This is a genomic window from Sphingobacterium bambusae, from assembly GCF_033955345.1.
In the GTDB taxonomy this organism is placed as follows: domain Bacteria; phylum Bacteroidota; class Bacteroidia; order Sphingobacteriales; family Sphingobacteriaceae; genus Sphingobacterium; species Sphingobacterium bambusae.
The window spans coordinates 1,388,378-1,413,032 of the sequence record NZ_CP138332.1; the positions used below are offsets into that span (position 1 = coordinate 1,388,378).

A 24,655-nucleotide genomic window follows, 5' to 3' on the forward strand; every position below is an offset into this window, starting at 1 on the left:
CATGGCTATTTTACATTGTAGTAATAAACGGCTCGGCCTATGGATCCTGCTTGATCCTGACCTTCCACCACTACTTTGTACTTACCATTTCCATCGGCATTAAAGAAGTCCAACGTAACGTTGCCGTCAGCATCCAACACCACTTCTGGATTCCAATAGATCGTTGTGCGGTAGTCATTTGTATTCTTACTATCCGCGGTTTCGTACTTCGGCGCATAAAACTGTCGCTCTTTTACATAACCTAAAGGTATCATGTCAATAATATTAGTTTTTGGCAGCAAACTTTCTATTTCCGACAACGACATACGAGGCTGTTTCTTCTGGTCCGTTTTCTTCGTCATGATCGATACCACACCATCGTTCTGGTAGGTGCGGCTCACCGTCCCCAACTCATCGCGCAAGAATATCTCGATAGCTTCAATCTCAGCAGGCTGTATAGAGTTTAGAGAAGGCTCATCGATAGGCATACCGTTGAGGAAAAACTGGACAGGAACACGGCTACCTTGGTTGTAGTTTCTCGACACATAATATTTTAGTGTCTGATTGTCGTAGGTAATACCGGTCAGCAAGGTCGACAAACACATTGTCAGCACATTACAGCCTGTAATACGATCACCTTCGATACGGTGCTCGGGCATAGAGAGGCCAGATAGCGATGAAAACTCCTTACTGGTTACCAACTTGCGCTGCACGCCCGTTACTTCGATCTCGTCGATCAAAATGGACGTTCGGTATTCATTCTTGCTATTGGTGAGGTAGGCCTTCATTTCATTGTCAATATTCTGCACATTGTTTCCGGTGTAAGGGTTACCCTGATCGATCCCCGGAAACTCTGTCCCATCCATATTGATCACGAGATTCCTGAAATTATCATTACCGCGCGCGCTGACGGTCACTTTCGAGGAATCGGGAAACACGAGATTATCAAACGAAAAACGGCCATTGGGATCGGTGTAGGTATCTTTACGCAAATTGCGTGCAGGCACTGAAAGCAACAGCCCCCCATTCGGGAAGGTGCGCCCCGTATTCAACCGCAACGTACCGCTTATAGAAATACCTTGCTCCGGCATAAAGCGTGCCTGCGGATATTTTTCCGCCAACAGATCTTCGTAGGAAAAACGTCGAAATCCTTGCGTCATCAGGAGGTTATTCAGCGCTTCCTGCCGACTTTCATTTTTCGGATTAAAGTAATAATTGGGTTGTTCCACGTAACCCTTCAGATCGGAAGTCAACAAATAGTTACTTAAAATCCCCAAGTCCTGATCGTCGTTGTAAGGTACCTTCGACTCATCGATTACGGCAACGGAATAATTTCCCTTTAACGAATCCTGTGCAGCGACATGCAGCGATAGCTTAACCGCTTCCTTCTGCTTGTAATCAGTTTTGTCTGTCTTCACAGCGATATCCAGCAGCGGCTGCGAATCGTTGAAAGCGAGACGCTCGCTAATCAATTTCCCATCGGGTTGCATAACACTCAATTGCACGATACCATTTGGAAGCTTGTCTTTTGGGATATTCACTAAAATAGAAGAATTCTTTAAGGTAGCCTGCGCTGCATATACCAAATGTCCGTTAGACTGCCCCAACACATAAAAAGGTTGGTTGGTCATCTTTTCGTAGAAGGCATCATTGGCGATCAAGCCCACCTGTAGATTGGCACCGTCATCTTTCAACAGCACCACATTGATACCCTCGGCCTTCACTTCAGGAAGGTCTATTGTACGTTGCTCACCATTATCAAAAGACACAACCGCTTTATATTTCTCGCCCAAAACAGGAAGAAAATCAAATGATCCCATTCCCATGGCTAGATCTTTGAACGCAGCAACCTCTTTTTTCTTGCTGTCGATAATCTTACCCGACACCGAAACGCCCTTACCAACGGTATTGCTTGCCTTAAAAGCTACCTTCTTGGAAATACCAGCAAGCAAATCACCTCCTTCCGGAAAAAACTGCACATCGGCATCCCAAAGCGCATGCTGCAACGAATAGTTGCCCACAATAGCCGGATCCAACTTGGTACCATCGATCTTCACAATCAGTCGTCCTTTTTTCAGGTATTCCCGATCTTTGATGGTCAAGTTAATATTTACCCTTCCCATATCATCGGTCTCACCTTTTCCTTTATCAAATGGATCCCAGCCGTCAATAGCTTCCCAGCTTATTTTACGACGCCCCAATACATTGCCCGAGCGATCCCTAAATTGAATACTGGCCTTGGTTTTGTTCGTTCCTTCTGGGTTGAAACTGATCTCCGCTCCGAGCTTTTTGTTGATCGCATCACCGATCGGCACAATTTTATTATAAAAGTAACTGGGATCGAAATTAGCCATCCATTTTGTATATGCCCGAAAACGATAGTTGTCTTGTGCAACAAATTGAGGGTCTAACACCAACTGGCCTTTTCCGCCATTGTCTTTTAGTGGAATACGTAAAGTCTGTATCAAGGAGTCCTTGCTGGAAAGCATCTCGACATAGATAATCTTACTGGGTGCGTACTCATACAAATTATGATTCAAATAGGCCTTGAACCAGAGGGTATCACCTGCTGCATAATAAGGTTTGTCAAAGTGCAAATGCACCTTCTCGACCGGGTAAACCCCAAAATATTTCTGTACTTTTTCGACAACGGTATTAATAGGAATCGTTGGTAACTGTTGGCCGACAACTTGCTTGGACGTGCAAAAAAAGAGAACAGCAAGTATCGCAATAGAGAGTTTTTTCATCAATATACACATTTTTCGCGGAGCTAAATATATTGATTTTTATTGCAATAATAAATAATTTAACAGCTTATAACAGTGGTGCTAGCAAACGACAGATGGAATCAAGCCCTCTTTTCCACGCTTTTCGCTTCTTCCATTCGGCCAAGGTCATCCGCACACAATCGGCCTTATCAAGCTCAAACTGCGCTTCCAATTCATTGCAAACCACGGGATCCGAAATCACTGCAGCAATTTCATAGTTGATGTAAAAACTACGTATATCCAAGTTCACCGTTCCGATGAACGAAAGTTTACCGTCTACATTGATAGTCTTAGCGTGTATAAATCCCTTTTTGTAAAAATAAACCTTTACACCGCGCTCCAGCAAGGGTTTGATGAACGAAAGGCTGGCATGTTGCACAATATAGGAGTCCGATTTGTCGGGCAACATCAGCTCTACTTCCAAGCCTGCTGCGGCAGCAACTTGCAATGCAGTTGCCAATTCATCACTCGGAACATAGTAGGGCGTAACCAACTGTACTTTTTTATCCGCCTCCCCAATGGCGATCAACATGGCCTCCATATTATAGGGAGCTACCGAAGCCGGATCGCTAGACACAAAAGAAGTAGCCGCCTTCCCTTTCTTTTCCTCAGAAAGGGTATTACGCAGATAACCATCACTCAACAGAAAAGGCCGGCCGTCGGCCAAATTCCATGAATTCCAAAATCCGATTTGCAGCATATTTACGCCAGGCCCCTCAATTTTCACAGCGGTATCTCGCCAATAGCGTTGATCGATCTTATTAGCATCGTTTATATAACGATCCGAAATGTTAATTCCCCCAACGTAACCTATCTCTCCGTCGATCACGGCTACTTTACGGTGATTTCGGTAGTTACTGTTGGCCAGCGAGGTAAATGTCACCGGCATAAAAGGCTTAAAAGCAATGCCCACATCTTGCCGCTTGCGGAAGTACTTCACTAAATCAGATGAACCTAAGCTATCCGCCAACAAACGAACCTGCACCCCTTCAAGCGCCTTAGCCTCCAAAGCGTTCAACACCGTATGGCCGATATTGTCCAGCTCGAAGATGTAATATTCTAAATGTATAGAATGTTTGGCATTTTTTATAGCGTCTAATAAATCTGGAAATTTACGTTCGCCATTCAGCAAAAGCGTCACTTTATTACCTATAGTTGGCGACGATAGGCGTTCGTTTTTTAAGAAAGTAAATACCCGCGACAGGTTGCCTATGCTTGCATTGATGTGGGCGATGTCCTGCTCCATATAAGGCTCTAGGTTTCTCCACTCTTTTTTCAAACGAATGGCCTGCGCCTGATTGACGCGCTTAATGCGCTTTACTTTGCGGAACTTCTGCCCAAATAGGTAATAAAACACCAAGCCTACGAGTGGTAAAAACGCGATAACCAAAACCCAGGATATGGTTTTCGTCGGATTTCTATTCTCGATGAGAATGGTACTGATCACCCCAAAATATAGCGCCAACAAAGGAATCCAATACCACTCCTGAACAAACGCAAAAATATGATGCACGTACTCCATATATTGTTACTCAAACATCGAAAATAGACTGCTAAATGGGATTATGCGCCCATGAAATTAACGTTAAGAATTGTTAAAGAGACAACATTTTCCCAATAAAAAGTGTTATACTTGCAAATATCGTGTAACTAAACCGTTACAATTTTTTACAGGTCATACAAGATAACAAGAAGAGATGAATTTAAAAAATTCTAAGTTAAAACAGTTTGCTTTCCTTTGCACATTTCTAGCAGCCGGCATCGCGCTGACGAATTGTAGCACGGGTAGATCCGAAGAAAAAGAAAACAACAATAAACCGTTGGCTCTGCCTGTTCACACGGTTGATACCAGTGATGCCGTTACCGTAAAAGATTATTTGGGTACTATTGAAGGAAAAGTCAATGTGGAGGTTCGCCCACAGGTGGAAGGCATCCTACAGGAAATTTATGTGGATGAGGGTTCTTTTGTTCAAAAAGGACAGAAATTATTCAAGATAGACGCGTCCGCATATCAAGAAGTTTTGAACAACATGGTGGCCACACAGAACGTCGCCAAAGCAAAGCTTGAAAATGCCAAGCTAGAAGTAGAGCGCTTACGTCCACTGGTCGAAAATGACGTTATTTCTGACGTTCGTTTGCAAACCGCTAAATCAGAGTACGATGTAGCAATGGCTTCGCTCGATCAAGCAACAGCGGCCGTGCGCAGTGCACAAATCAATAAGGAATTTACGATCTTGACTGCTCCTGTTAGTGGCTACATCGGAAGAATACCGAAACGTATCGGTAATTTAGTGGGTAAAGGCGATAGTGAGCCCTTAACCGTACTGTCTGATGTGCAAGAGGTGTTCGTCTATTTCTCGATGAATGAGTCGGACTTTCTTTATTTTACGAAATTGAAGGCAAAGCAAGATAGTGCTGCAGGCATCAAATTAAGCAATAATCAATTGAACTTCCCAGAAGCTACGTTGATTCTTGCCGATGGGGAAGAATTCGTTAAAAAGGGACGCGTTGATGCAATAAACGGACAGGTCGATCGCACCACGGGAGCCATCTCCTTACGTGCTTCTTTTTCAAACACTGAAAACATCCTGCGTAACGGTAGCACTGGTACCCTAAAAATATCCGAAGTAAAACGCGGCGTTATCCAAATACCACAAATTGCAACCAGTGAGCTGCAAGATCGTACCTTTGTTTATGTGCTCAACAACAACAATAAGGTGGAAAGACGTTCGATTACGATAAAAGGAAAAAGCAAAGACAATTATATCGTGGGCTCGGGATTAAGCCGCGGCGACCGTGTGCTCCTGTCTGGCTTGGATAAGATTACCGATGGTTCCAGCGTCGTTCCTATCCAGCAGAATTAGTTGCAGATTCCTAGTAATATTCCATGCCGGCTAATCCGTATCTTTTCGATAGGGCTAGCCGCTATATGTCCCCTATAAAAAACTTTTATGTTAAAAACATTCGTCAATAGACCCATTCTAGCTACTGTGGTTTCCTTGATTCTCGTGATCCTCGGATTGGTCGGTTTAAAGACATTACCTATCAGCCGGTTTCCTGAAATCGCGCCGCCAAGCGTGGTGGTTTCGCTGAGCTACCCCGGCGCAAACTCCGAGACCGTAGCGGAAAGTGTTTTGCTACCTGTCGAGGAAGCCATTAATGGCGTGGAAGATATGACCTACATCCGTTCGTCAGCTAGTAACTCTGGCGCCGGTTCAATACAGGTATTTTTCAAAACGGGAACCAATCCCGATATTGCTTCCGTCAACGTGCAAACGAGGATATCCAAAGCTATTAGTACAATTCCTGCAGAGGTAAACGAAAACGGTATCACTGTGCAACCTCGCCAAAGCGGTGCCATTATGACGATCAACCTATACTCGGATCATAAAGATTCGGTGTATGATGAAACCTTCCTACAGGCCTTTGCACAGATCAATATGATCCGTCCATTGTTACGGGTAGACGGTGTAGCGCAAGTGTCTCGTATCGGTGCCCGCGATTATTCCATGCGTGTGTGGCTTAACCCGGAAAAGCTTGCTGTCTATAATTTAGTGCCCCAAGATATCACCAAATCCCTAAGCGATCAAAACTTCGAGATTGCGCCGGGTAAGTTCGGGGAGACATCCGACGAGGTGTTCGAAACTGTCATCAAGCATAAAGGACGGTTTTCCAAACCGGAAGAGTTTGAAAATATGGTCATCAAAACCAATAAAGATGGTTCGGTACTTTATTTAAAAGATATTGCGCGGATAGAATTCGGTGCCACCAACTTAGGTAGCGACAATAAAGTGAACGGGTTTCCGGGCTTAACGCTCAACATCACGCAAACCAGCGGATCCAACGCGCATGCTATCGATATGCAGGTGCGCGAAGTACTGCAAGATATGTCCAAATCGTTTCCCAAAGGGATACATTATGAGATTTCCTATAGCGTGCGTGATCAGATTGATGAATCTATTAGCCAGGTAAAACATACGCTATTCGAAGCCTTTATCTTGGTATTTATTATTGTATTCATCTTCCTACAGGACTTCCGATCTACCTTGATCCCAGCGATTGCCATTCCCGTTTCCTTGGTCGGTACTTTTTTCTTCTTAAGTCTATTTGGCTTTTCGTTGAATGTACTTACGATGTTTGCCCTCGTGCTTGCCATCGGTATCGTGGTGGATGATGCCATCGTTGTTGTGGAGGCCATACACCAAAAAATGCACGACACCGGCATGAAGGCCAAGGCCGCAACGCTTGAAACGATGTCGGAAATCACGGGTGCCATTCTTTCCATTACCATGGTGATGGCAGCGGTATTTCTGCCTGTTGGGTTTATGGAGGGTCCCGCCGGTATCTTTTACAGGCAGTTTGCCTACACGTTGGCAACGGCAATCCTGATCTCGGCGCTTAACGCGCTTACCTTGAGTCCGGCTCTCTGCGCACTGCTGCTCAAACCGGTAAAGCATGGCGAGGAAGCACTGGAGGATACGAAAAAACAAAACAAGTTCAACCAATACAAAGGAAGATTCTTTCAAGCATTTAACGCATCGTTTGATCGCTTGACGTCCAAGTATATTACGGCGGTAAAGTTCTTAATAGGCCATAAAAAGATCGCTTGGCTGGGATTAATCACCATCAGTGCCATAGGCGTGTTGTTGTTGGTAAAAACACCAAAAAGTTTTATCCCTACCGAGGATGATGGGTTTGTGACCTACGCCTTGGTGATGCCTCCGGGAGCGTCCCTCTCGCGTACCACTACGGTATTGCGCAAGGCGGATAGTATTCTCCAAAAATATAATGATGTGGCCGGCATGACGACTGTATCCGGATTTAACGCCTTGGATGGAAGTACAAGCCCGGCCTTTGCAGCGGGTTACATCAACCTAAAACCACATAAGGAACGCGAAGATATTCCCGCCATTGATGCGTTTATGGATAGTGTAAGCGCCGATCTTGCTCAAATCAACGAGGCTACTTTTAAAGTATTCCCCCGTCCTACGGTTCAAGGGTTTGGTGATTTCGCCGGTTTGGAGCTCGTTCTACAGGATCGCTTGGGTGGTGATATCCGCGATTTTGACCTTGTGGCCGATACCTTGATCAACCAGCTCAACGAACTGCCCGAGATCGCCAATGCCTACACATCATTTGCCTCCAACTTCCCACAGTATGAGGCAGACATCGATGTGGTGAAAGCAAAAAGTTTGGGTGTCGATATTCGGGAGATGATGAACACCATACGGATGTATTTTGCTCGCGTCAACGCGGGCGACTTCAACCGTTTCGGCAGAACGTATCGGGTTTATATGCAATCGGATTTTGACTTCCGTACCGACCCCGAGTCGCTGAACTCTATATTTGTTAGAAATAAAAACGGCGCAATGGTACCGGTGGGTACGCTGATGACGCTCAAGAAGGTGATCGGCCCAGAAACGATCTCGCGCTACAACCTGTACAACTCCATCACGGTAAACGCTACGCCGGCGCCAGGCTACAGTACTGGAGATGCGATGGAAGCAATAGAACGGCTCGCCGATGAACAATTGCCCGGAAATTATGGTTATGAATGGACTGGTATGTCCTTTGAAGAAGCGCAGTCGGGGTCACAAACGGTTTTGATCTTCGGACTAAGTTTGCTATTCGTCTATTTCTTGCTGTCCGCACAGTATGAAAGCTATATTCTGCCTTGGGCCGTGCTCCTCTCTGTCCCGGTCGGGTTGATAGGGGTCTTCGTGACCGTCTTGCTCGTTGGTTTACAAAACAATATCTATGTTCAGGTCGGGCTTATCATGTTGATTGGTCTTCTGGCAAAGAATGCGATCCTTATCGTCGAATTTGCGGTGCAGCAGCGCGAGAAAGGCATGAGTGTCTACAACGCGGCAATTATGGGCGCAAAATTGAGACTACGTCCTATTCTAATGACGTCTTTAGCATTCGTGGCCGGTCTAATACCTTTGATGTGGACTGTAGGGCCTTCGGCGATAGGAAACCACTCCATCAGCTTTAGTGCTGCTGGTGGCATGCTCGCCGGCGTCATCTTTGGCATATTTGTTATACCTATGCTTTTCGTCGTCTTCAAAACACTGGACGAAAAAGTAAAACAACGATTTAAAACGGAGGACTAAGGAATGAAGTATGTAAATTTTGTTCATCTATTATATATTGCTACGCTACTCTTTGCGGCTTCAGCCTGTAAAGTAGGGAAGCCTTATCAACAACCCGAGTTGGGCCTTCCAAAAGAGTTTCGTGGAGACACCATCACCTACCGGGAGGATACGGTCATCTTTGGACATATCTCTTGGCGCGACTTTTTCAACGATCCGCAACTGCTATCGTTGATCGACAGCGGGCTAGCGAATAATTACGACATGCGTACGGCCTTAAAAAACATCGAAATTGCCAATCGCAACCTACGCCAGAACCGCTTGGAGTATCTTCCGTCTTTGGATGGAAATATTGCTACGGTAAACAGGCAATACCGCTCCAAGGATTTCTATGCAGGTCCGTCCAGCAAGTGGTATGGTCAAGAGGGAACGGAAGCCGCACCCGACAAGCTTTTCAACTACCAGTCCCAATTTGCCACTGGCGTAGAATTTAGCTGGGAGCTTGATATCTGGGGACGCATCGCTAACCAGAAAGATCAGCTCAAAGCGGAATTTCTGGATTCTTATGAAGCAAAAAATGCGATACAAACCATGCTGGTGTCCGACATCGCAAAAGGCTATTTTAACCTAATCATGTTGGATGCACAAATAGAAGTTGCCAAACGAAATTTGACGCTCAACGACAGCACCCTCCGTATGATTAAATTGCAGTTTGACGCCGGAGAAATCACCGCACTAGCAATTCAACAAACGGAATCCCAACGGTTATTGGCGGCCTCATTGGTGCCCGAAATCGAGAAGGAAATTGCTATCCAAGAGAACTCCTTACGGGTACTGATCGGTCAAATGCCAGAAGCGGTAGGTCGCAACCAGCGAATAGACAGCCTGATGAACACAGAAAATGGAATTACGCTGGGGGCTCCGTTGGAAATAGTCCGGAATAGGCCAGACATTAAGCGTGCTGAGTACAACTTGATTTCGGCCAATGCACAGGCTAACATACAGCAAATCATGCGCTACCCGCAGCTCTCTTTAAGCGGGGTATTTGGCGTCAATTCCATGTTGCCCAAAAATTGGTTTAATATACCCGGCGCCCTTTTGGGCGGTATAGCAGGAAACTTGACCGCACCTATTTTTCGCAATGGCCGTCTGAAAAATGAATATGAAGTGGCTAAACTAGAACGGGACAAGGCAGAGCTTGCTTTACAACAGTCGGTTATGGAGGCTGTTAGCGAAGTGTCGAATGCGGTGGTCACCGTTGAAAAACAGGTGGAGCAGCTCAAGCTGGCGCGCAAACGGGTGGAAAACTCCCAGTTGGCCGTCAAAAATGCTTCACTACTCTTTAAAGGTGGTTATGCGACTTATCTCGAAGTCATTACAGCACAAAGCAATGCGCTAGACAGTGAGCTGTCGCTTGTCGATATTGGGGCTAGGCAGCTACAGGCCTATGTCGACCTGTATCGCTCCTTGGGCGGTGGCTGGCGATAGGTAATAGCTACGTTAAAAAACATGGAATGGCGGTACAGCAAAAAAATTGTTGTACCGCCATTTTTTTTATGCACAGTGGATAGCTCCTTCCACATGCAACAGAGGACTCAAATACGGAATATCCAAATTTGCTCCGCGCAAGATAAACCAAACACCCATCAAAAGATACAAAAAGGGCATTAGCCGAGTAAAGCCCCGCTTGAACAGCGATTTCGGCATGCCTGCGATAAAGGAAAACAGCACCAGTAAAGGCAAAGTACCCATACCAAAAAACAGCATGAACAAGGAGCTATCCATCATCGAGTCAGCACTCATTGCGGATGCCAGTGCCATATAAACCATCCCACATGGCAAAAGTCCATTCAGCAGTCCCGCTAAAAAAATGCCGCCAGGCATGTTCAGCCATCTCCCCATCAGTTTGGCAAAAGGAGCTAGTGCACGAGCCTGCCATGCCGCAACGGATGTATTGCGCTTGCCAAACAGAAATAATAGTCCTATAAGAAGCAAAACAATCCCCATCACCATACTAAAACCTTGTTGCCAGCCCCGCATCACCGCTAGGCTTCCTACAGAGCCGAGCAGCAATCCCAACAGACCATACATTAACACCCGTCCTAGCTGATAGAGCAAACGTTGCATGAATACCCGCCAGTTAAATCCCAGCTGTCTATCTATAGCCAAAATAAGGGGGCCACACATCGCCACACAATGCAGGCTAGCAAATAGCCCCATAAAAAAAGCGAGATGATGGTAGGTCATGGCTTAAAAATATAAGCTGTGGTCCGACAAATAGGATGTATGATCATTCTTCCAAGATATTTCCATCTGCCAATTGCCTTTCTCAAAGGAGCTGATTGCTATTTTGTAGCTCCCTTGGGTCGTCGCAAAAGGCAATGTCACATCCAAAGAGCTGTCCGAAGGACGTTTTAGCTTCAGGAACCCCTGGTTGTGCGTGTCTTTAAATTCCAAACACAGGGTATCCTCTAAGACTTGAACCGTAGGTTCGGCGTGGTCTTTCAACAGATTTTGCCTTTCGGCGTACACATGGTCGTAGGTTAAGCTTTTCTCATAGTAATCGCTTTCCTCTAGGCTATCCGTATTCTTGACGACCATATAAACACCGGCGCCAACGATAAACAGCATAAAGCTTCCCAAGCCAATAATTATTTTTATCCCCCAGTTCATCTTCTTCTTATTTAGGTGGCAACGGGGCAATAAATGTTGTTTTCATCACATGTACTGATTGACCCGCCGACACGATTTTAACTTTCACATTTTGCTTGTATTGCTCCACCTCTTTCCGATCCATAAACAAGAAAAAACTTAACGTAGCCGCGCCATCTTTTTTCAGCGCATGGATTGGATTGACTTGCTGCAGCCTATAGCGGGCATCGACACTTTCGAGTACAAACGCCATCTCTTTGCCAGACTTGTTGACCAGCTCCAGCGTGTAGAGGTTTCCCACCGTACCATCGTCTTTCAACAGGTAACTACTACCATTTGCCCGTAACAAACGCCCATCGATTGCCGATCGGTTGAACAACAGTACCGCAAAAACAGCGATAAGTACACACAACACAGTGGAATATGCCACTGCGCGAAAGTTCCTCTTCCTGTAACCGTCCTTTTTTAACACTTTGGCCGTCGGATAAAAGCCAATCAAGCCAGCAGGCTTGCCGATTTTGTCCATCACCGCGTCGCAAGCGTCGATGCAGGCGGTGCAACTCACACACTCCATTTGCAGGCCGTTCCGGATATCGATCCCTGTAGGACAAACATGAACACATAGTTTGCAGTCCACACAGTCTCCCACCGCCCCCTGCTGCTTCTTGCGCTTCTTACTACGCGGCTCTCCACGCTCCACGTCGTAAGCCACCGTAATACTCTGATCGTCCAATAGAACGCCTTGTAGGCGTCCGTACGGGCATATAGTCGTACATACAATCTCCCGCACATGGGCAAACACGGCATAGAAGACCAATGTGAACAGCAGGATGGCTGTAAATCCCGCAAAATGCGCGGATACCGGATCGAATATAATCGCCTGAAGACTATCGATCCCAATAATATAGGCCAGAAAAATGTTGGATATAAAAAAGGATAATGCGAAGAAAATGCCGTGCTTTAAAAATTTCTTCCAAGCACGCGCATCGGAATCAGGCCCTTCGTTGCTTTTTTTCTGTTGTTGCCAATCTCCCTCTATCCAATATTCGATGCGCCTAAACACCAGCTCCATAAAAATAGTCTGCGGGCATGCCCAGCCGCACCATACCCTTCCGTAGACCACGGTGAACAGCACGACGCATACCATGACGATCAGCATGCCGAATACAAAAATGTACAGATCCTGCGGATAAAACAGCGTTCCAAAGATGGAAAACTTCCTTTCCAGAATATTGAACATCAGAAAGGGATGGCCATTGATCTTTATGAAGGGCGCAGCAAAGAGAAACAACAACAACGGATAACCTACCCACTGCCGATAGGTATAATACCTTCCTTTCGGTTTTTTAGCATAAATCCACTTCCGCTTCTCCTGTGTTTGATTTGCCTTACCTCGCGCCGCTGTTGCCACTGTTTCCATGCTTCTTGTATATCTGCTCTTTCTTTTGTGCTAGTCGACCGTTGACAACGTATCTGCCACGGCAGTCTCATCTACAGAAACCTTCTCCCCTTGTGGTTCCTTAGCATTCGCAGGATTAGTGCCGCGCAATGAATAGATATAGTTACTCACCTCAGCAATCTGTGCTGGCGTAAGGGTTTGCTCCCAAGGGACCATCCCTTTTGCAGCAACGCCATATTTGACGATTTTGAAAATATCCTTAATATCCGCTCCATGCAGCCAGTATTCATCCGTTAAATTAGGGCCTATCCCTCCTTCTCCGGCATTCCCGTGGCAGGCAACACAGTTAGCCATAAAGACCGCCTTTCCGGACGCCGCCATAGCGCCGCTTTCATCCACCGTAATGGAGGTCTCATCGATAAGATTGGCTGCCTGTGCTAGATATTCCTGCTTGGCCTTCTCTGCCAAAACAACTTCTCTGTTGTATTCCTGCTCTTGGCTCAATCCCCAGCCAAACACATGGTAAACCATCAGATATACCAAGCCAAAAGTCATCGTCGAGTAGAACAGCGCATTAAACCATGCCGGAATAGGGTTGTCCAGTTCCTTAATCCCGTCATACTCATGATCGATCTCCAAATCTTTCTCCTCTGCCAAGGGACGCAAGCTCAATAGCCGATTCCAAACAGCCTGCCAATCTGTTTTCTTGGTGCGCTTGGCTTCCTCTTCAGCCGCCAGCTCGGGCATGGTAAGCTTAATGATAGCCTTAAAAGCCCGATGTACGACAATAGATGAGGAGAGCAGCACCAACATAACCACAATAAGTGCGATAATAAGTACATCGTTATATATGTTCCCTGATCCCATATACCACTCGGCGGCCTTGGCCGTGCTATCTACGGCTAATAATACTGTATTCATAATTTCAATTTCTATTCAGTGGTTCCTCATTTTTTTCTTCCGCATCATCAAACGGAATATCGCTCATGTAATTCACATGTTCCTTTTTCATCCATACGAGCATACAGGCCACGAGAATAAAAAAGACCAGAAAAATCCATAAGGAAGTGATGAGATAAATCTCATCACCATGTAGGTTTGTTATTTGCTTGAACATAGTTTACTCCTTTGTATTATTGGTTTGTTTTCGCCGTGGCTTCTTCTTTCGCTACAGCTTTGATATCGGTTCCTAAGCGTTGCAGGTAGGCTATCATCGCCACAATTTCACGATCGGGGCGCACCTCAACCTGATTAGCCGCTAAATCCTTGCTTATCGCTGCTGCTTGCTGCTCCAAATCGACGAGTGCCTGATCGATCTCCTGCGTACTATAAGGAACCCCCAAGGTGCGCATCGCGCGCATTTTCGCCTGCAAGAGGGTATTATCCAGTTGTTGGTCGATCAACCAAGGATAAGCGGGCATAATACTACCGGGCGAGGTGATCGTAGGATCCAGCAAGTGGTCAAAATGCCATTTGTGCGGATATTTTCCGCCCACACGGTGCAAGTCAGGCCCCGTACGTTTAGATCCCCATAGGAATGGCCTATCGTAAACGAATTCACCAGCTTTACTGTATTCGCCATAACGAGAGGTCTCTGATCGGAAGGGGCGCACGGTCTGTGAATGGCAGTTTACACAGCCTTCACGAAGGTACAGATCCCGTCCTTGCAGTTCCAGTGCGGTGTACGGCTTTACCGAAGCAATAGTAGGCACGTTGCTACTCACCGTGAACGTCGGTATCATTTCGACAATCCCGCCTATAAGTATGGCAATCAACGCGAGCACCATGAAAAGCACAGGTTTGCGTTCCAATCGTCTATGCTGGGCACGTTCGACGGTTTTTAAAGGAAGTAAGGCTGGTGCCTCAGCAGCTTCATTAGCCAACAGGCTGCCGCGCTTGATGGTTTTCACCAAATTGTAGGTCATGATGATCGCGCCACTTAAATACAGAGCACCACCAACGGCCCGCATCATATGCATCGGGATAATCTCCAACGTCGTTGCCAAAAAGTTGGGATATTTCAGCACACCCTCTGGCGTAAATTCCTTCCACATCAAGCCCTGCACCACGGCGGCCCAATACATCGGGATGGCGTAGAACAAAATGCCCAAGGTACCTATCCAGAAGTGTACATTGGCCAGCTTCTTGGAGTACAATGTCGTTTTGTACACGCGCGGAATAAGGTAGTATAAAATGGCAAAGGTCATAAATCCATTCCAACCCAAGGCGCCAACGTGTACGTGCGCCACAATCCAGTCGGTAAAATGGGCAATGGCATTCACCTGTTTCAATGACAACATAGGTCCCTCAAACGTAGCCATTCCATAACTGGTAAGCGCTACCACCATAAACTTGAGCATCGGCTCCGTCCGCACCTTATCCCATGCGCCACGCAGTGTCAGCAAGCCGTTGATCATACCACCCCAGCTCGGTGCGATCAACATGATGGAAAACACCACACCTAAAGATTGAACCCATGAAGGCAATGAAGTATATAACAAGTGGTGTGGCCCAGCCCATATGTAGATAAAGATTAAAGACCAAAAGTGCAGAATACTGAGCTTGTAGGAATACACCGGCCGATTGGCCATTTTCGGCAAGAAATAGTACATCATCCCTAAATAGGGCGTTGTCAAGAAAAAAGCAACAGCGTTGTGTCCGTACCACCACTGCACCAACGCATCCTGTACGCCAGCATATACGTAATAACTCTTCCACATGCTTACAGGAAGCTGTATAGAGTTGACAATGTGGAGGACGGCTACCGTTACAAAGGTTGCAATGTAAAACCATACGGCCACGTACATATGCCGCTCTCGACGCTTGATAATCGTACCAAACATATTAATACCAAACACCACCCAGATCAAGGTGATCGCGATGTCGATCGGCCACTCCATCTCCGCATACTCATGCGAGGAGGTTAAGCCTAAGGGCAATGTAATCGCTGAAGCAACGATAACCAATTGCCAGCCCCAAAAATGAACCTTACTCAGCAGGTCGCTAAACATTCGTGCTTTTAGCACACGCTGCAAAGAGTAATACACGCCCATAAAAATACCATTCCCTACAAAGGCGAAAATAACGGCATTCGTATGCACGGGGCGCACCCGTCCAAAGGTCGTGTACTGCGTAAGGAAATTCATCTCGGGCCATATCAATTGACAGGCCACCAACAAGCCGATGGACATGCCGACCAAGCCCCATATAATTGTGGCTATCCCAAAGTCGCGCACAATCCTATTGTCATAATTAAAACGCTCTAACTGCATACTTTTATTATTGTTTTCTGCGGTAAAAGTAGAGCGTTTAACATGACATTCTAATGATAGACACCCAAGAAAAAAATGAGTTTTATCACTATCAAAAACGGCTATTTATAACGTTTTTAAATAAAGGGAAAGCATAAAAAAAGCCCTTGGGAGGGCTTTTTTTTTGTATGGATATCCTGCTGTTACAGGAGGTTCTGTTCGTTTATATTTTGGTATTTATCATCCAGTTTGGCATAACGCTTATACCCATGTTTATTAGGATTTTCAATAACCTGTTTCATGGAAGCCAATTTGTAGACATACGAGCCCGTTTCTTGGTTTAACCGCAATTTGTAGTAGTCGCTGGTACCCTGCCGACGAATTGCGGCTTTCAGGCTACCGCCACCCACGTTGTAGGCTGCTGCCACCAAAGTCCAATCGTTAAACTCGCCATATAGGCTTTTTAAATAACGTGCCGCGGCGTGTGTCGATTTCACGAGATCCTTACGCTCGTCGAGTCCTCCGCTCACTTTCAATCCATAGAGTCGAGCCGTAGAAGGCATAAATTGCCAATAGCCTCCAGCACCCCGATGCGAGGTTATCTGCGGATTCATATCACTTTCAATAAGTGGGATGTACTTGAAATCTTCGGGGATACCGTAAGATTTTAAAATGGATGCAATCTTTGGAAGATGCTTTGCCGCTTTGGTATGCAAGGCATAAGATTGTTGCTTGCGATAGGAAAAGGTTGCTAGATACCTTTCAAATTTGGTCTCCACCGTTTGTTTATGTAGCGGAAGACGCTTGTTGGCAAACCGAATAGAGCTGTAGTAAGCCTCTTTCTGTTTTTCCGGCGACATCGCGATCGCCTTTTTCTTTTTCTCTACTTGTTCTAGAACAGCCTTTCGAATCGGGTCTTTCTTAGAAGAAGCGTTTGCGTTTGTATATAGTTTCGACAGCAACATGACTGATAAAACTATAGAAGAGCATAGTACCTTTTTTTTAATCATTCAATCCCTTACTGCTACCTATCCACGATGACAGATTTCCTCATTTAGAAACCCCAAATCGATCAAAAATAGCTTGGTTCATTTTTCAGCCGACAAATATACGAAGCATTTCCCTATGATCCAAACCGTGGTGTGGATGGAGCTTACGCCCAACCAGGAAAAACCAAGCTAGCATATGTGTAAACAACGAATACCTCGTCCACATTTTTTTTTCAGTATTCCAATAAAAATGTTAACTTTGTAACCTAATTCCAAAAAAATATGCCATTCAGTAACAACAGGAACAGTCGCGATGACAACTCCAGAAAAGGTAGAAGCAGCTCCGAAAGCTTCGGGTCCAAGAGTGGTCGTTCGCAACAATCATCGTCAAAAAGTAGCTTCGGTAAATCTAGTGCTGACCGTTCAGCTAGAAAGCCGTCCGACAAGCCATTTGGTAAATTTGACAAGCGTGAAAAGAACGATACCGATCGTCCGTACAACAAGTTCGAAAAAGGAGAAAGAAGAGATAACGATCGTCCCTTCAACAAATTCGACAAGCGTGAAAGAAAGGACAGTGACCGCCCTTTTAACAAATTTGATAAAGGCGACCGTAAAGATGGCGATCGCAGCTTCAACAAATTTGACAGAAATGACAAACGGGATGGCAATCGCTCTTTCAACAAGTTTGACAAGGCTGAGCGTAGAGATAATGATCGTCCATATAATAAATTCGAGAAAAATGACAGACGCGACTCCGATCAACGGAGCAGCGCAGGCCGTTCTGCGGGCAGAGATGATCGCGATCGCAAACCTTACGATGCAAGCAAACGTTTTGATAAATCAGATCGCCCTTACAAAAACCGGTTTGACGAAAATGAGAGCGGTGTAAAAACTTTCCACCCTAGGAAAAAAATTGCAACTGCAGAGCCTAAAGATGACGGATTGATACGTCTGAATCGTTATATTTCTAATGCAGGAATATGTTCTCGCCGTAAAGCAGACGAACTTATTGAATCTGGTGTAGTATCGGTTAATGGCGTAGTCGTCACAGAATTAGGTACCAAGGTAGATCCTGCTACCGACGAAATACGATATAACAACGAGCGTTTGAAACGCGAAAAGATGGTCTATGTTCTGTTGAACAAACCAAAGGACTATATCACTACCACCGATGATCCACAAGAACGTCGTACAGTGATGCATCTGGTTTCCAAAGCGACAAAGGAAAGAATCTACCCTGTCGGACGCCTTGACCGAAACACAACAGGATTATTGTTGTTGACAAATGATGGTAACCTTGCCGAGAAGCTTTCTCATCCACGCAATAACATCAGCAAAATATACAATGTGGAACTGAACAAGAACCTTACGCAAGGCGACTTCAACAAGATCCAATTTGGTATTCAGCTGGAAGATGGCTTAATCAAGCCAGACGATTTAAGTTATGTAATGGGCGCGAGCAAAAGAGAAATTGGTATACAAATTCACTCCGGAAAAAATCGCATCGTAAGACGTATCTTCGAATCCTTAGGATACGAAGTGGTTAAACTGGATCGTGTAGTTTATGCCAACCTTACCAAAAAAGATTTAACACGCGGACGCTGGAGATACCTAGAAGAACGGGAACTTATCCAGTTAAAACATTTAATAAAGTAATAGAAGAGGCACTTACGAGTGCCTTTTTTCTTGGCTTTAATTTCGTATTTTAGCACAAAACAAAGAACAATGACAGATCCGAAAACATTAACGTCCGTAGCTGAATTTCACAAGACATTTCAACATCCTATACTTGAGGAACCAACTATTCCATCGCAATCGCGTTGCGATCTTCGTGTAGCGTTAATAGCAGAAGAATTGAAAGAATTGCAGGAAGCAATAGAAAATAAGGATATAGTAGAAATTGCCGACGCGCTGTGCGATATCCAATATGTCCTATCTGGAGCGGTTTTGGAATTTGGCTTAAAAGATAAATTCAATAGCTTATTCGAAGAGGTACAGCGCTCTAACATGAGCAAAGCCTGCCAATCAGAACAAGAAGCGCAAGCCACGCAGGCACACTACTTGACGAAGGGCGTACAATCGTATTACAAAGAGGTGGATGGCCTATTTTTGGTGTTTCGGGAGGGAGACAACAAAACATTGAAATCGATTAATTACTCCCCTGCAAATTTACGTGATATCTTAGCAGGAGAACAATAGTATAGAAATGATACAAAAAAGGGGATGCATCCAACATGGTGCATCCCCTTTATCTTGTTATCCGAAATAGAGACTGCCTTGTTTTACACCACGGCTCTCTAGTCCTTTATCGATATGGGTCTGAATCTTCGACTTCGGATATCCCCAGTTTGGCGCAATCAGTAGTTCCCTGTCGGCGATACCGAAGATGCGTTGAATGATAATATCAGGTCGTAGAAGCGGTATAAACTTCGCTAGAAAGTCGGTATACTCATCTATGGTAAACAGTTTAAAGGGTTCACGTTTATATTTCACGCCCATTATAGAGCCTTCTACGATATGCAGATGGTGCAGCTTGACAAACTTAATGTGTTTTTGTCTATTGATCTCTTCTGCATAGGCTAACATCATTTCTTCTGTTTCCCAAGGGAAGCCAAAAATAGTATGCACACAAAGTTCCAACTTTGTATTCTCCAACATGCGCATCGCAGAAAGAAATTCGTCATGCGAACAGCCCCTGTTTATGCGCTCCAAGGTATCGTTATGAATAGACTCCATGCCCATTTCTAGATCGACATCTAAACGATCAGTATACGATTCCAACAGGGCTATTTTTTCAAAATCTAAGCAATCCGGCCGAGTACCTACCGAAAGTCCTAATGTGTTTTCAGGATCTATACTCAATGCCTCATCATACATCATTTTAAGTAAATGCGTTGGTGCATAAGTATTGGTGTTGGGCTGAAAATAAATAATAAATTTCTCCGCCGCATACGATCTTCGGGCTCTTTCAATGCCACTCTCCACCTGCTCGCGGATCGATGGTATCTTACGTGCAGTATCTGGCGTAAACGAATCTACATTACAGTACGTGCAACCACCATAGCCTTTACTTCCATCTCTATTCGGACAAGTAAAGTTCCCATCCACGATAACTTTAAATACACGCTGCCCCTTATACTTTTCCTTTAAATAAGCGCCATAGTGATTATATGGTTTGACGCCGCTGTCTAATAATGTACTCATCGCCACAAAGATAACTATTATTATCCATAAGCAGCTGATGTTGTATAGCCCCTTTTTCATTTGACGCGACCGCTTCCTCCCGTAGAAAGTGCCTGTTTACAATGCTAAACCCAATCTCAACAATCCAAGCATGGATATCAAAATCACATTCTCATCCATCAATACGTGGTCAACAGACATCAATGTCTCGTTAGCAAACATCAGTGTTGCATTCTGGGAAATCAGTATAGCTTTGTAGGATATCAATGTTGCCGCCCCGGAAATCAACGAACAGTGGTTGAACATCAACGTCGACCCGCCACAAATCAACCAACGAATGCTACGTAGCATTCGTTAGCCGACAATGCAATTAACTACAAAAACACCTATCCTCCCTAAACAAAAGGTTGTCACAAACATTTTGTAACATTCCTAAGCGATGCTGAAGTTTGCCAACGGCGCGCAGCCGTCCATTCTCCCGATCGTGAAGCCGGTCGTTGTCTATTTGATGCACAAATGAATAACTGAAGCCTATGAAGGTGCAATAAAGACATCCGTCAAACAAAACCTGATGCCACGCAAGTAGATTCTATCGTTCTCCGATACGGAAAAAACAGGCGCGGAAGAGAACCGAACATCCGACAACAGAAAAAAAACAGGTGAAGACAAGTTTCTGAAGCCCATCAAAGAAAAGTATCCTCTTGCCGATAAACGAATGCTACGTAGCATTCGCAGCTTGGAGAATGCCAAAAAAGTGAACTACAGGCTACTTCAAGGTCGTTTTTGTTAAAGAAAAATAGTGCGTAGAGGGTCGCTGATAGTGCGTATTTTGAGGTGGGTAAATAACAAAAGGCCCCTCCAGTTTCCTGAAGGGGCCTCGTTTAAAATTAGGCGCCGACCTACTCTCCCACCTGTTACGGCAATACCATCGGCTCTGGCGGGCTTGACTTCTCTGTTCGGAATGGGAAGAGGTAGACACCGCCGATATAGGCACCTGAATATCTTTGCAAAGTAAAAAGTCAAAATTCAAAAGTAAAAAACCTTACAGCATTTTTTAATTTTTATCTTTTAATTTTTAATTGCATAATGACATGCATTGAAAGAAAGAAAAAGAAGGAAGACAACAACGTTCTACCGGCGTGGAAAGCTTCGGGCTATTAGTACCACTCGGCTTTGGTCTCTCAACCTTTACACCTATGGCCTATCAACGTTGTCATCTACAACGACCCTATTAGGAAGTCTCATCTCGTGGCTAGTTTCGCACTTAGATGCTTTCAGCGCTTATCTATTCCGGACGTAGCTACCCTGCCGTACACCTGGCGGCATAACAGGTTCACCAGCGGTCCGTCCAACCCGGTCCTCTCGTACTAAGGTCAGATCCACTCAAACTTCCAGCGCCCACAACAGATAGGGACCGAACTGTCTCGCGACGTTCTGAACCCAGCTCGCGTGCCACTTTAATGGGCGAACAGCCCAACCCTTGGGACCTTCTCCAGCCCCAGGATGTGACGAGCCGACATCGAGGTGCCAAACCTCCCCGTCGATATGAGCTCTTGGGGGAGATCAGCCTGTTATCCCCAGCGTACCTTTTATCCTTTGAGCGATGGCCCTTCCATACAGAACCACCGGATCACTATGTCCGTCTTTCGACCCTGGTCGACTTGTTGGTCTCACAGTCAAGCAAGCTTATGCCATTGCACTCCACGTACGGTTACCAAGCGTACTGAGCTTACCTTTGAAAGCCTCCGTTACCTTTTTGGAGGCGACCACCCCAGTCAAACTACCCACCAAACAATGTCCTCGACATGATCGAGTTAGAAACCGAATACAGAAAGGGCGGTATTTCAAGGTTGATTCCACGGATCCTAGCGAACCCGCTTCAACATCTCCCGCCTATCCTACACATCCTGTACCCAATTTCAATGTTAAGCTATAGTGAAGGTGCATGGGGTCTTTCCGTCCCGTTGCGGGTAACCGGCGTCTTCACCGATACCACAATTTCACCGAGCTCATGGCTGAGACAGCGCCCAGATCGTTACACCATTCGTGCAGGTCGGAACTTACCCGACAAGGAATTTCGCTACCTTAGGACCGTTATAGTTACGGCCGCCGTTTACTGGGGCTTCGATTCAATGCTTCTCTTGCGATGACATCCCCTCTTAACCTTCCAGCACCGGGCAGGTGTCAGGCCTTATACTTCATCTTTCGATTTCGCAAAGCCATATGTTTTTGCTAAACAGTCGCCTGGGCCTTTTCACTGCGGCTGCTCTTGCGAGACAGCGCCCCTTCTCCCGAAGTTACAGGGCCATTTTGCCGAGTTCCTTAGCCATGATTCACTCGAGCACCTTAGGATTCTCTCCTCGACCACCTGTGTCGGTTTACGGTACGGGTTTTTATAACCTGAAGCTTAGCGGGTTTTCTTGGAAGTCTGATTACCTGCACTATCCACGCCCCCGAAGGTTTGCGGTACTATCATGTTTCAGCACAGTCTGCGGATTTGCCTACAGTCTGTATACCTACGCACTTTAACGAACTATTCCGTCAGTTCGCGGCAGTGTCACTACTCCGTCACCACATCGCAGTTATAAAAAGTACGGGAATATTAACCCGTTGTCCATCGGCTTGCTCCCTTCGGATGCGCCTTAGGCCCCGACTAACCCTGATCCGATTAGCGTTGATCAGGAAACCTTAGTCTTTCGGTGGGCGGGTTTCTCACCCGCCTTATCGTTACTTATGCCTACATTTGCTTTTCTATAAAGTCCACCATCAGTCACCTGACGGATTCACCCCTCATAGAATGCTCCCCTACCAGATGTAGCTTGTGCTACAAATCCATAGCTTCGGTAATACACTTGATGCCCGTTTATTATCCACGCCCGGCCGCTCGACTAGTGAGCTGTTACGCACTCTTTAAATGAATGGCTGCTTCCAAGCCAACATCCTAGCTGTCTGGGCAACCGGACCTCGTTAGTTCAACTTAGCGTATATTTGGGGACCTTAGCTGATGGTCTGGGTTCTTTCCCTCTCGGCCTTGGACCTTAGCACCCAAAGCCTCACTGCCGGCCATATCTATGTAGCATTCGGAGTTCGTCTGGATTTGGTAGGATTTGACTCCCCCGCACCCAATCGGTAGCTCTACCTCTACTAGACTCTATGCCGACGCTGTTCCTAAAAACATTTCGGGGAGTACGAGCTATTTCCCAGTTTGATTGGCCTTTCACCCCTACCCTCAGGTCATCCGGAAACTTTTCAACGTTTATCGGTTCGGTCCTCCATTACGTGTTACCGCAACTTCAACCTGCCCAAGGGTAGATCACAAGGTTTCGCGTCTACCTCACCTGACTATGCGCCCTGTTCAGACTCGCTTTCGCTTCGGCTGCGTCCCTGAAGGACTTAACCTTGCCAGATAAGAGTAACTCGTAGGCTCATTATGCAAAAGGCACGCCGTCACAGAATAAATCTGCTCCGACCGCTTGTAAGCACACGGTTTCAGGTTCTTTTCACTCCCCTGTTCGGGGTTCTTTTCATCTTTCCCTCACGGTACTGGTCCACTATCGGTCTCTCAGGAGTATTTAGCCTTGCCAGATGGTGCTGGCCGATTCCCACAGGATTTCTCCGGTCCCGCGGTACTCAGGATACCACTAGCGTCGTTCCGCTTACGTGTACGGGGCTATCACCCATATTGCCCGGCTTCCCATCCGGTTCCACTTCGCTCGACGAATCACATCTCGTGGTCCTACAACCCCGCTATTGCCGTAACAATAGCGGTTTGGGCTCTTTCCCGTTCGCTCGCCACTACTTGGGAAATCATTATTATTTTCTCCTCCTACGCTTACTTAGATGTTTCAGTTCGGCGCGTTCGCGTATTATACAACATACCTTCAGTATGTTAGGTTGCCCCATTCGGAAATCCACGGATCAAGTCACATTTGCTGATCCCCGTGGCTTATCGCAGCTTATCACGTCCTTCATCGCCTCTGAGAGCCTAGACATCCCCCGTGTGCCCTTTGTTACTTTCTTCGCTCATATACCCCTTTTGCTAGGTATATGGCTGCCTTTGTTCTACAAATCAAACAACTCGTGCTTGACTTTCAAACCATTGTTGTCTTCTCTTGTGTTTTCTTTCTTTCAATATGTCAAAGAACGGATTCGAAGTAAAAATTAAAAAGTAAAAATTAAAAAAACTGTACAGCTTTTGACTTTTAAATTTTGACTTTTTACTTTGAAATGTGGAGAATAACGGATTCGAACCGTTGACCCCCTGCGTGCAAGGCAGGTGCTCTAGCCAGCTGAGCTAATTCCCCTTTTTTGTAGTGGGTAATGGGTAGTGCGTAGTGCGATT

Annotated in this window: 16 protein-coding genes, 1 tRNA gene and 2 rRNA genes; 5 read left to right on the forward strand and 14 right to left on the reverse strand. The window is 45.7% G+C overall.

Features of this window, described 5'->3' with window-relative positions; all coding sequences use genetic code 11:
* Positions 1 to 5: 5 nt before the first annotated feature.
* The gene (locus SCB77_RS05930) at positions 6 to 2,726 is read right to left on the reverse strand and encodes a carboxypeptidase-like regulatory domain-containing protein (protein WP_320185514.1); all 2,721 of its coding nucleotides are present in this window, start codon (positions 2,724 to 2,726) and stop codon (positions 6 to 8) included.
* A gap of 67 nt (positions 2,727 to 2,793) precedes the next feature.
* Positions 2,794 to 4,269 carry a cardiolipin synthase gene (gene cls / locus SCB77_RS05935; RefSeq protein WP_320185515.1) on the reverse strand — a complete coding sequence of 492 codons (1,476 nt, stop codon included), beginning with the start codon at positions 4,267 to 4,269 and terminating at the stop codon, positions 2,794 to 2,796.
* Positions 4,270 to 4,444: 175 nt separating this feature from the next.
* Here cls and SCB77_RS05940 point away from each other — a divergent pair, with 175 nt between their 5' ends.
* The 3 genes from SCB77_RS05940 to SCB77_RS05950 all read left to right on the forward strand — a co-directional run bounded on the left by SCB77_RS05940 (position 4,445) and on the right by SCB77_RS05950 (position 10,327).
* Complete coding sequence (locus SCB77_RS05940; protein ID WP_320185516.1) at positions 4,445 to 5,611, forward strand: efflux RND transporter periplasmic adaptor subunit; 1,167 nt, start codon at positions 4,445 to 4,447, stop codon at positions 5,609 to 5,611.
* 87 nt (positions 5,612 to 5,698) lie between these two features.
* Complete coding sequence (locus SCB77_RS05945) at positions 5,699 to 8,860, forward strand: efflux RND transporter permease subunit (protein WP_320185517.1); 3,162 nt, start codon at positions 5,699 to 5,701, stop codon at positions 8,858 to 8,860.
* 3 nt (positions 8,861 to 8,863) lie between these two features.
* Entirely contained in the window at positions 8,864 to 10,327 is a 1,464-nt protein-coding gene (locus SCB77_RS05950) for an efflux transporter outer membrane subunit (RefSeq protein WP_320185518.1), read from the forward strand.
* Positions 10,328 to 10,393: 66 nt separating this feature from the next.
* Here SCB77_RS05950 and SCB77_RS05955 read toward each other — a convergent pair whose 3' ends face one another.
* From SCB77_RS05955 to SCB77_RS05985, 7 genes are all read right to left on the reverse strand, one after another.
* Positions 10,394 to 11,086 carry a sulfite exporter TauE/SafE family protein gene (locus SCB77_RS05955; RefSeq protein WP_320185519.1) on the reverse strand — a complete coding sequence of 231 codons (693 nt, stop codon included), beginning with the start codon at positions 11,084 to 11,086 and terminating at the stop codon, positions 10,394 to 10,396.
* A 3-nt stretch (positions 11,087 to 11,089) separates the two neighbouring features.
* Complete coding sequence (locus tag SCB77_RS05960; RefSeq protein WP_320185520.1) at positions 11,090 to 11,512, reverse strand: FixH family protein; 423 nt, start codon at positions 11,510 to 11,512, stop codon at positions 11,090 to 11,092.
* Positions 11,513 to 11,519: 7 nt separating this feature from the next.
* A complete protein-coding gene (gene ccoG / locus SCB77_RS05965) occupies positions 11,520 to 12,911 on the reverse strand; it encodes a cytochrome c oxidase accessory protein CcoG (RefSeq protein ID WP_320185521.1) in 1,392 nt (463 codons plus the stop codon).
* Positions 12,912 to 12,941: 30 nt separating this feature from the next.
* A complete protein-coding gene (locus SCB77_RS05970) occupies positions 12,942 to 13,811 on the reverse strand; it encodes a cbb3-type cytochrome c oxidase N-terminal domain-containing protein (RefSeq protein ID WP_320185522.1) in 870 nt (289 codons plus the stop codon).
* A gap of 4 nt (positions 13,812 to 13,815) precedes the next feature.
* Positions 13,816 to 14,007 carry a hypothetical protein gene (locus SCB77_RS05975; RefSeq protein WP_320185523.1) on the reverse strand — a complete coding sequence of 64 codons (192 nt, stop codon included), beginning with the start codon at positions 14,005 to 14,007 and terminating at the stop codon, positions 13,816 to 13,818.
* Positions 14,008 to 14,023: 16 nt separating this feature from the next.
* Positions 14,024 to 16,162 carry a cytochrome-c oxidase, cbb3-type subunit I gene (gene ccoN / locus SCB77_RS05980; RefSeq protein ID WP_320185524.1) on the reverse strand — a complete coding sequence of 713 codons (2,139 nt, stop codon included), beginning with the start codon at positions 16,160 to 16,162 and terminating at the stop codon, positions 14,024 to 14,026.
* Between the two features lie 182 nt (positions 16,163 to 16,344).
* Positions 16,345 to 17,106, reverse strand: a complete 762-nt coding sequence (locus SCB77_RS05985; RefSeq protein ID WP_320185525.1) for a lytic transglycosylase domain-containing protein — start codon at positions 17,104 to 17,106, stop codon at positions 16,345 to 16,347.
* Positions 17,107 to 17,412: 306 nt separating this feature from the next.
* Here SCB77_RS05985 and SCB77_RS05990 point away from each other — a divergent pair, with 306 nt between their 5' ends.
* Both SCB77_RS05990 and SCB77_RS05995 read left to right on the forward strand, forming a co-directional pair.
* Positions 17,413 to 18,786 (forward strand): pseudouridine synthase, encoded by a 1,374-nt coding sequence (locus SCB77_RS05990; protein ID WP_320185526.1) that lies wholly within the window; start codon positions 17,413 to 17,415, stop codon positions 18,784 to 18,786.
* A 69-nt stretch (positions 18,787 to 18,855) separates the two neighbouring features.
* Positions 18,856 to 19,329, forward strand: coding sequence for a nucleoside triphosphate pyrophosphohydrolase family protein (locus tag SCB77_RS05995; protein WP_320185527.1), 474 nt, complete (start codon positions 18,856 to 18,858; stop codon positions 19,327 to 19,329).
* A gap of 57 nt (positions 19,330 to 19,386) precedes the next feature.
* Here SCB77_RS05995 and SCB77_RS06000 read toward each other — a convergent pair whose 3' ends face one another.
* The 5 genes from SCB77_RS06000 to SCB77_RS06020 all read right to left on the reverse strand — a co-directional run bounded on the left by SCB77_RS06000 (position 19,387) and on the right by SCB77_RS06020 (position 24,617).
* On the reverse strand, positions 19,387 to 20,334 hold the full coding sequence (locus SCB77_RS06000; RefSeq protein ID WP_320185528.1) for a TIGR01212 family radical SAM protein: 948 nt from the start codon (positions 20,332 to 20,334) through the stop codon (positions 19,387 to 19,389).
* A 96-nt stretch (positions 20,335 to 20,430) separates the two neighbouring features.
* Complete coding sequence (locus SCB77_RS06005) at positions 20,431 to 20,664, reverse strand: hypothetical protein (protein WP_320185529.1); 234 nt, start codon at positions 20,662 to 20,664, stop codon at positions 20,431 to 20,433.
* A 535-nt stretch (positions 20,665 to 21,199) separates the two neighbouring features.
* Positions 21,200 to 21,311, reverse strand: a 5S ribosomal RNA gene (gene rrf, locus SCB77_RS06010).
* Between the two features lie 139 nt (positions 21,312 to 21,450).
* Positions 21,451 to 24,334, reverse strand: a 23S ribosomal RNA gene (locus SCB77_RS06015).
* A gap of 209 nt (positions 24,335 to 24,543) precedes the next feature.
* Positions 24,544 to 24,617 (reverse strand) — tRNA-Ala (locus SCB77_RS06020).
* Positions 24,618 to 24,655 lie beyond the last annotated feature (38 nt).

What these genes read in the sequence shown, in the direction of transcription:
- SCB77_RS05930 (WP_320185514.1), bottom strand. Translation starts at nt 2,726, where the DNA reads ATGAAAAAACTCTCTATTGCGATACTTGCTGTTCTCTTTTTTTGCACG.
- cls (WP_320185515.1), bottom strand. Translation starts at nt 4,269, where the DNA reads ATGGAGTACGTGCATCATATTTTTGCGTTTGTTCAGGAGTGGTATTGG.
- SCB77_RS05940 (WP_320185516.1), top strand. Translation starts at nt 4,445, where the DNA reads ATGAATTTAAAAAATTCTAAGTTAAAACAGTTTGCTTTCCTTTGCACA.
- SCB77_RS05945 (WP_320185517.1), top strand. Translation starts at nt 5,699, where the DNA reads ATGTTAAAAACATTCGTCAATAGACCCATTCTAGCTACTGTGGTTTCC.
- SCB77_RS05950 (WP_320185518.1), top strand. Translation starts at nt 8,864, where the DNA reads ATGAAGTATGTAAATTTTGTTCATCTATTATATATTGCTACGCTACTC.
- SCB77_RS05955 (WP_320185519.1), bottom strand. Translation starts at nt 11,086, where the DNA reads ATGACCTACCATCATCTCGCTTTTTTTATGGGGCTATTTGCTAGCCTG.
- SCB77_RS05960 (WP_320185520.1), bottom strand. Translation starts at nt 11,512, where the DNA reads ATGAACTGGGGGATAAAAATAATTATTGGCTTGGGAAGCTTTATGCTG.
- ccoG (WP_320185521.1), bottom strand. Translation starts at nt 12,911, where the DNA reads ATGGAAACAGTGGCAACAGCGGCGCGAGGTAAGGCAAATCAAACACAG.
- SCB77_RS05970 (WP_320185522.1), bottom strand. Translation starts at nt 13,811, where the DNA reads ATGAATACAGTATTATTAGCCGTAGATAGCACGGCCAAGGCCGCCGAG.
- SCB77_RS05975 (WP_320185523.1), bottom strand. Translation starts at nt 14,007, where the DNA reads ATGTTCAAGCAAATAACAAACCTACATGGTGATGAGATTTATCTCATC.
- ccoN (WP_320185524.1), bottom strand. Translation starts at nt 16,162, where the DNA reads ATGCAGTTAGAGCGTTTTAATTATGACAATAGGATTGTGCGCGACTTT.
- SCB77_RS05985 (WP_320185525.1), bottom strand. Translation starts at nt 17,106, where the DNA reads ATGTTGCTGTCGAAACTATATACAAACGCAAACGCTTCTTCTAAGAAA.
- SCB77_RS05990 (WP_320185526.1), top strand. Translation starts at nt 17,413, where the DNA reads ATGCCATTCAGTAACAACAGGAACAGTCGCGATGACAACTCCAGAAAA.
- SCB77_RS05995 (WP_320185527.1), top strand. Translation starts at nt 18,856, where the DNA reads ATGACAGATCCGAAAACATTAACGTCCGTAGCTGAATTTCACAAGACA.
- SCB77_RS06000 (WP_320185528.1), bottom strand. Translation starts at nt 20,334, where the DNA reads ATGAGTACATTATTAGACAGCGGCGTCAAACCATATAATCACTATGGC.
- SCB77_RS06005 (WP_320185529.1), bottom strand. Translation starts at nt 20,664, where the DNA reads ATGCTACGTAGCATTCGTTGGTTGATTTGTGGCGGGTCGACGTTGATG.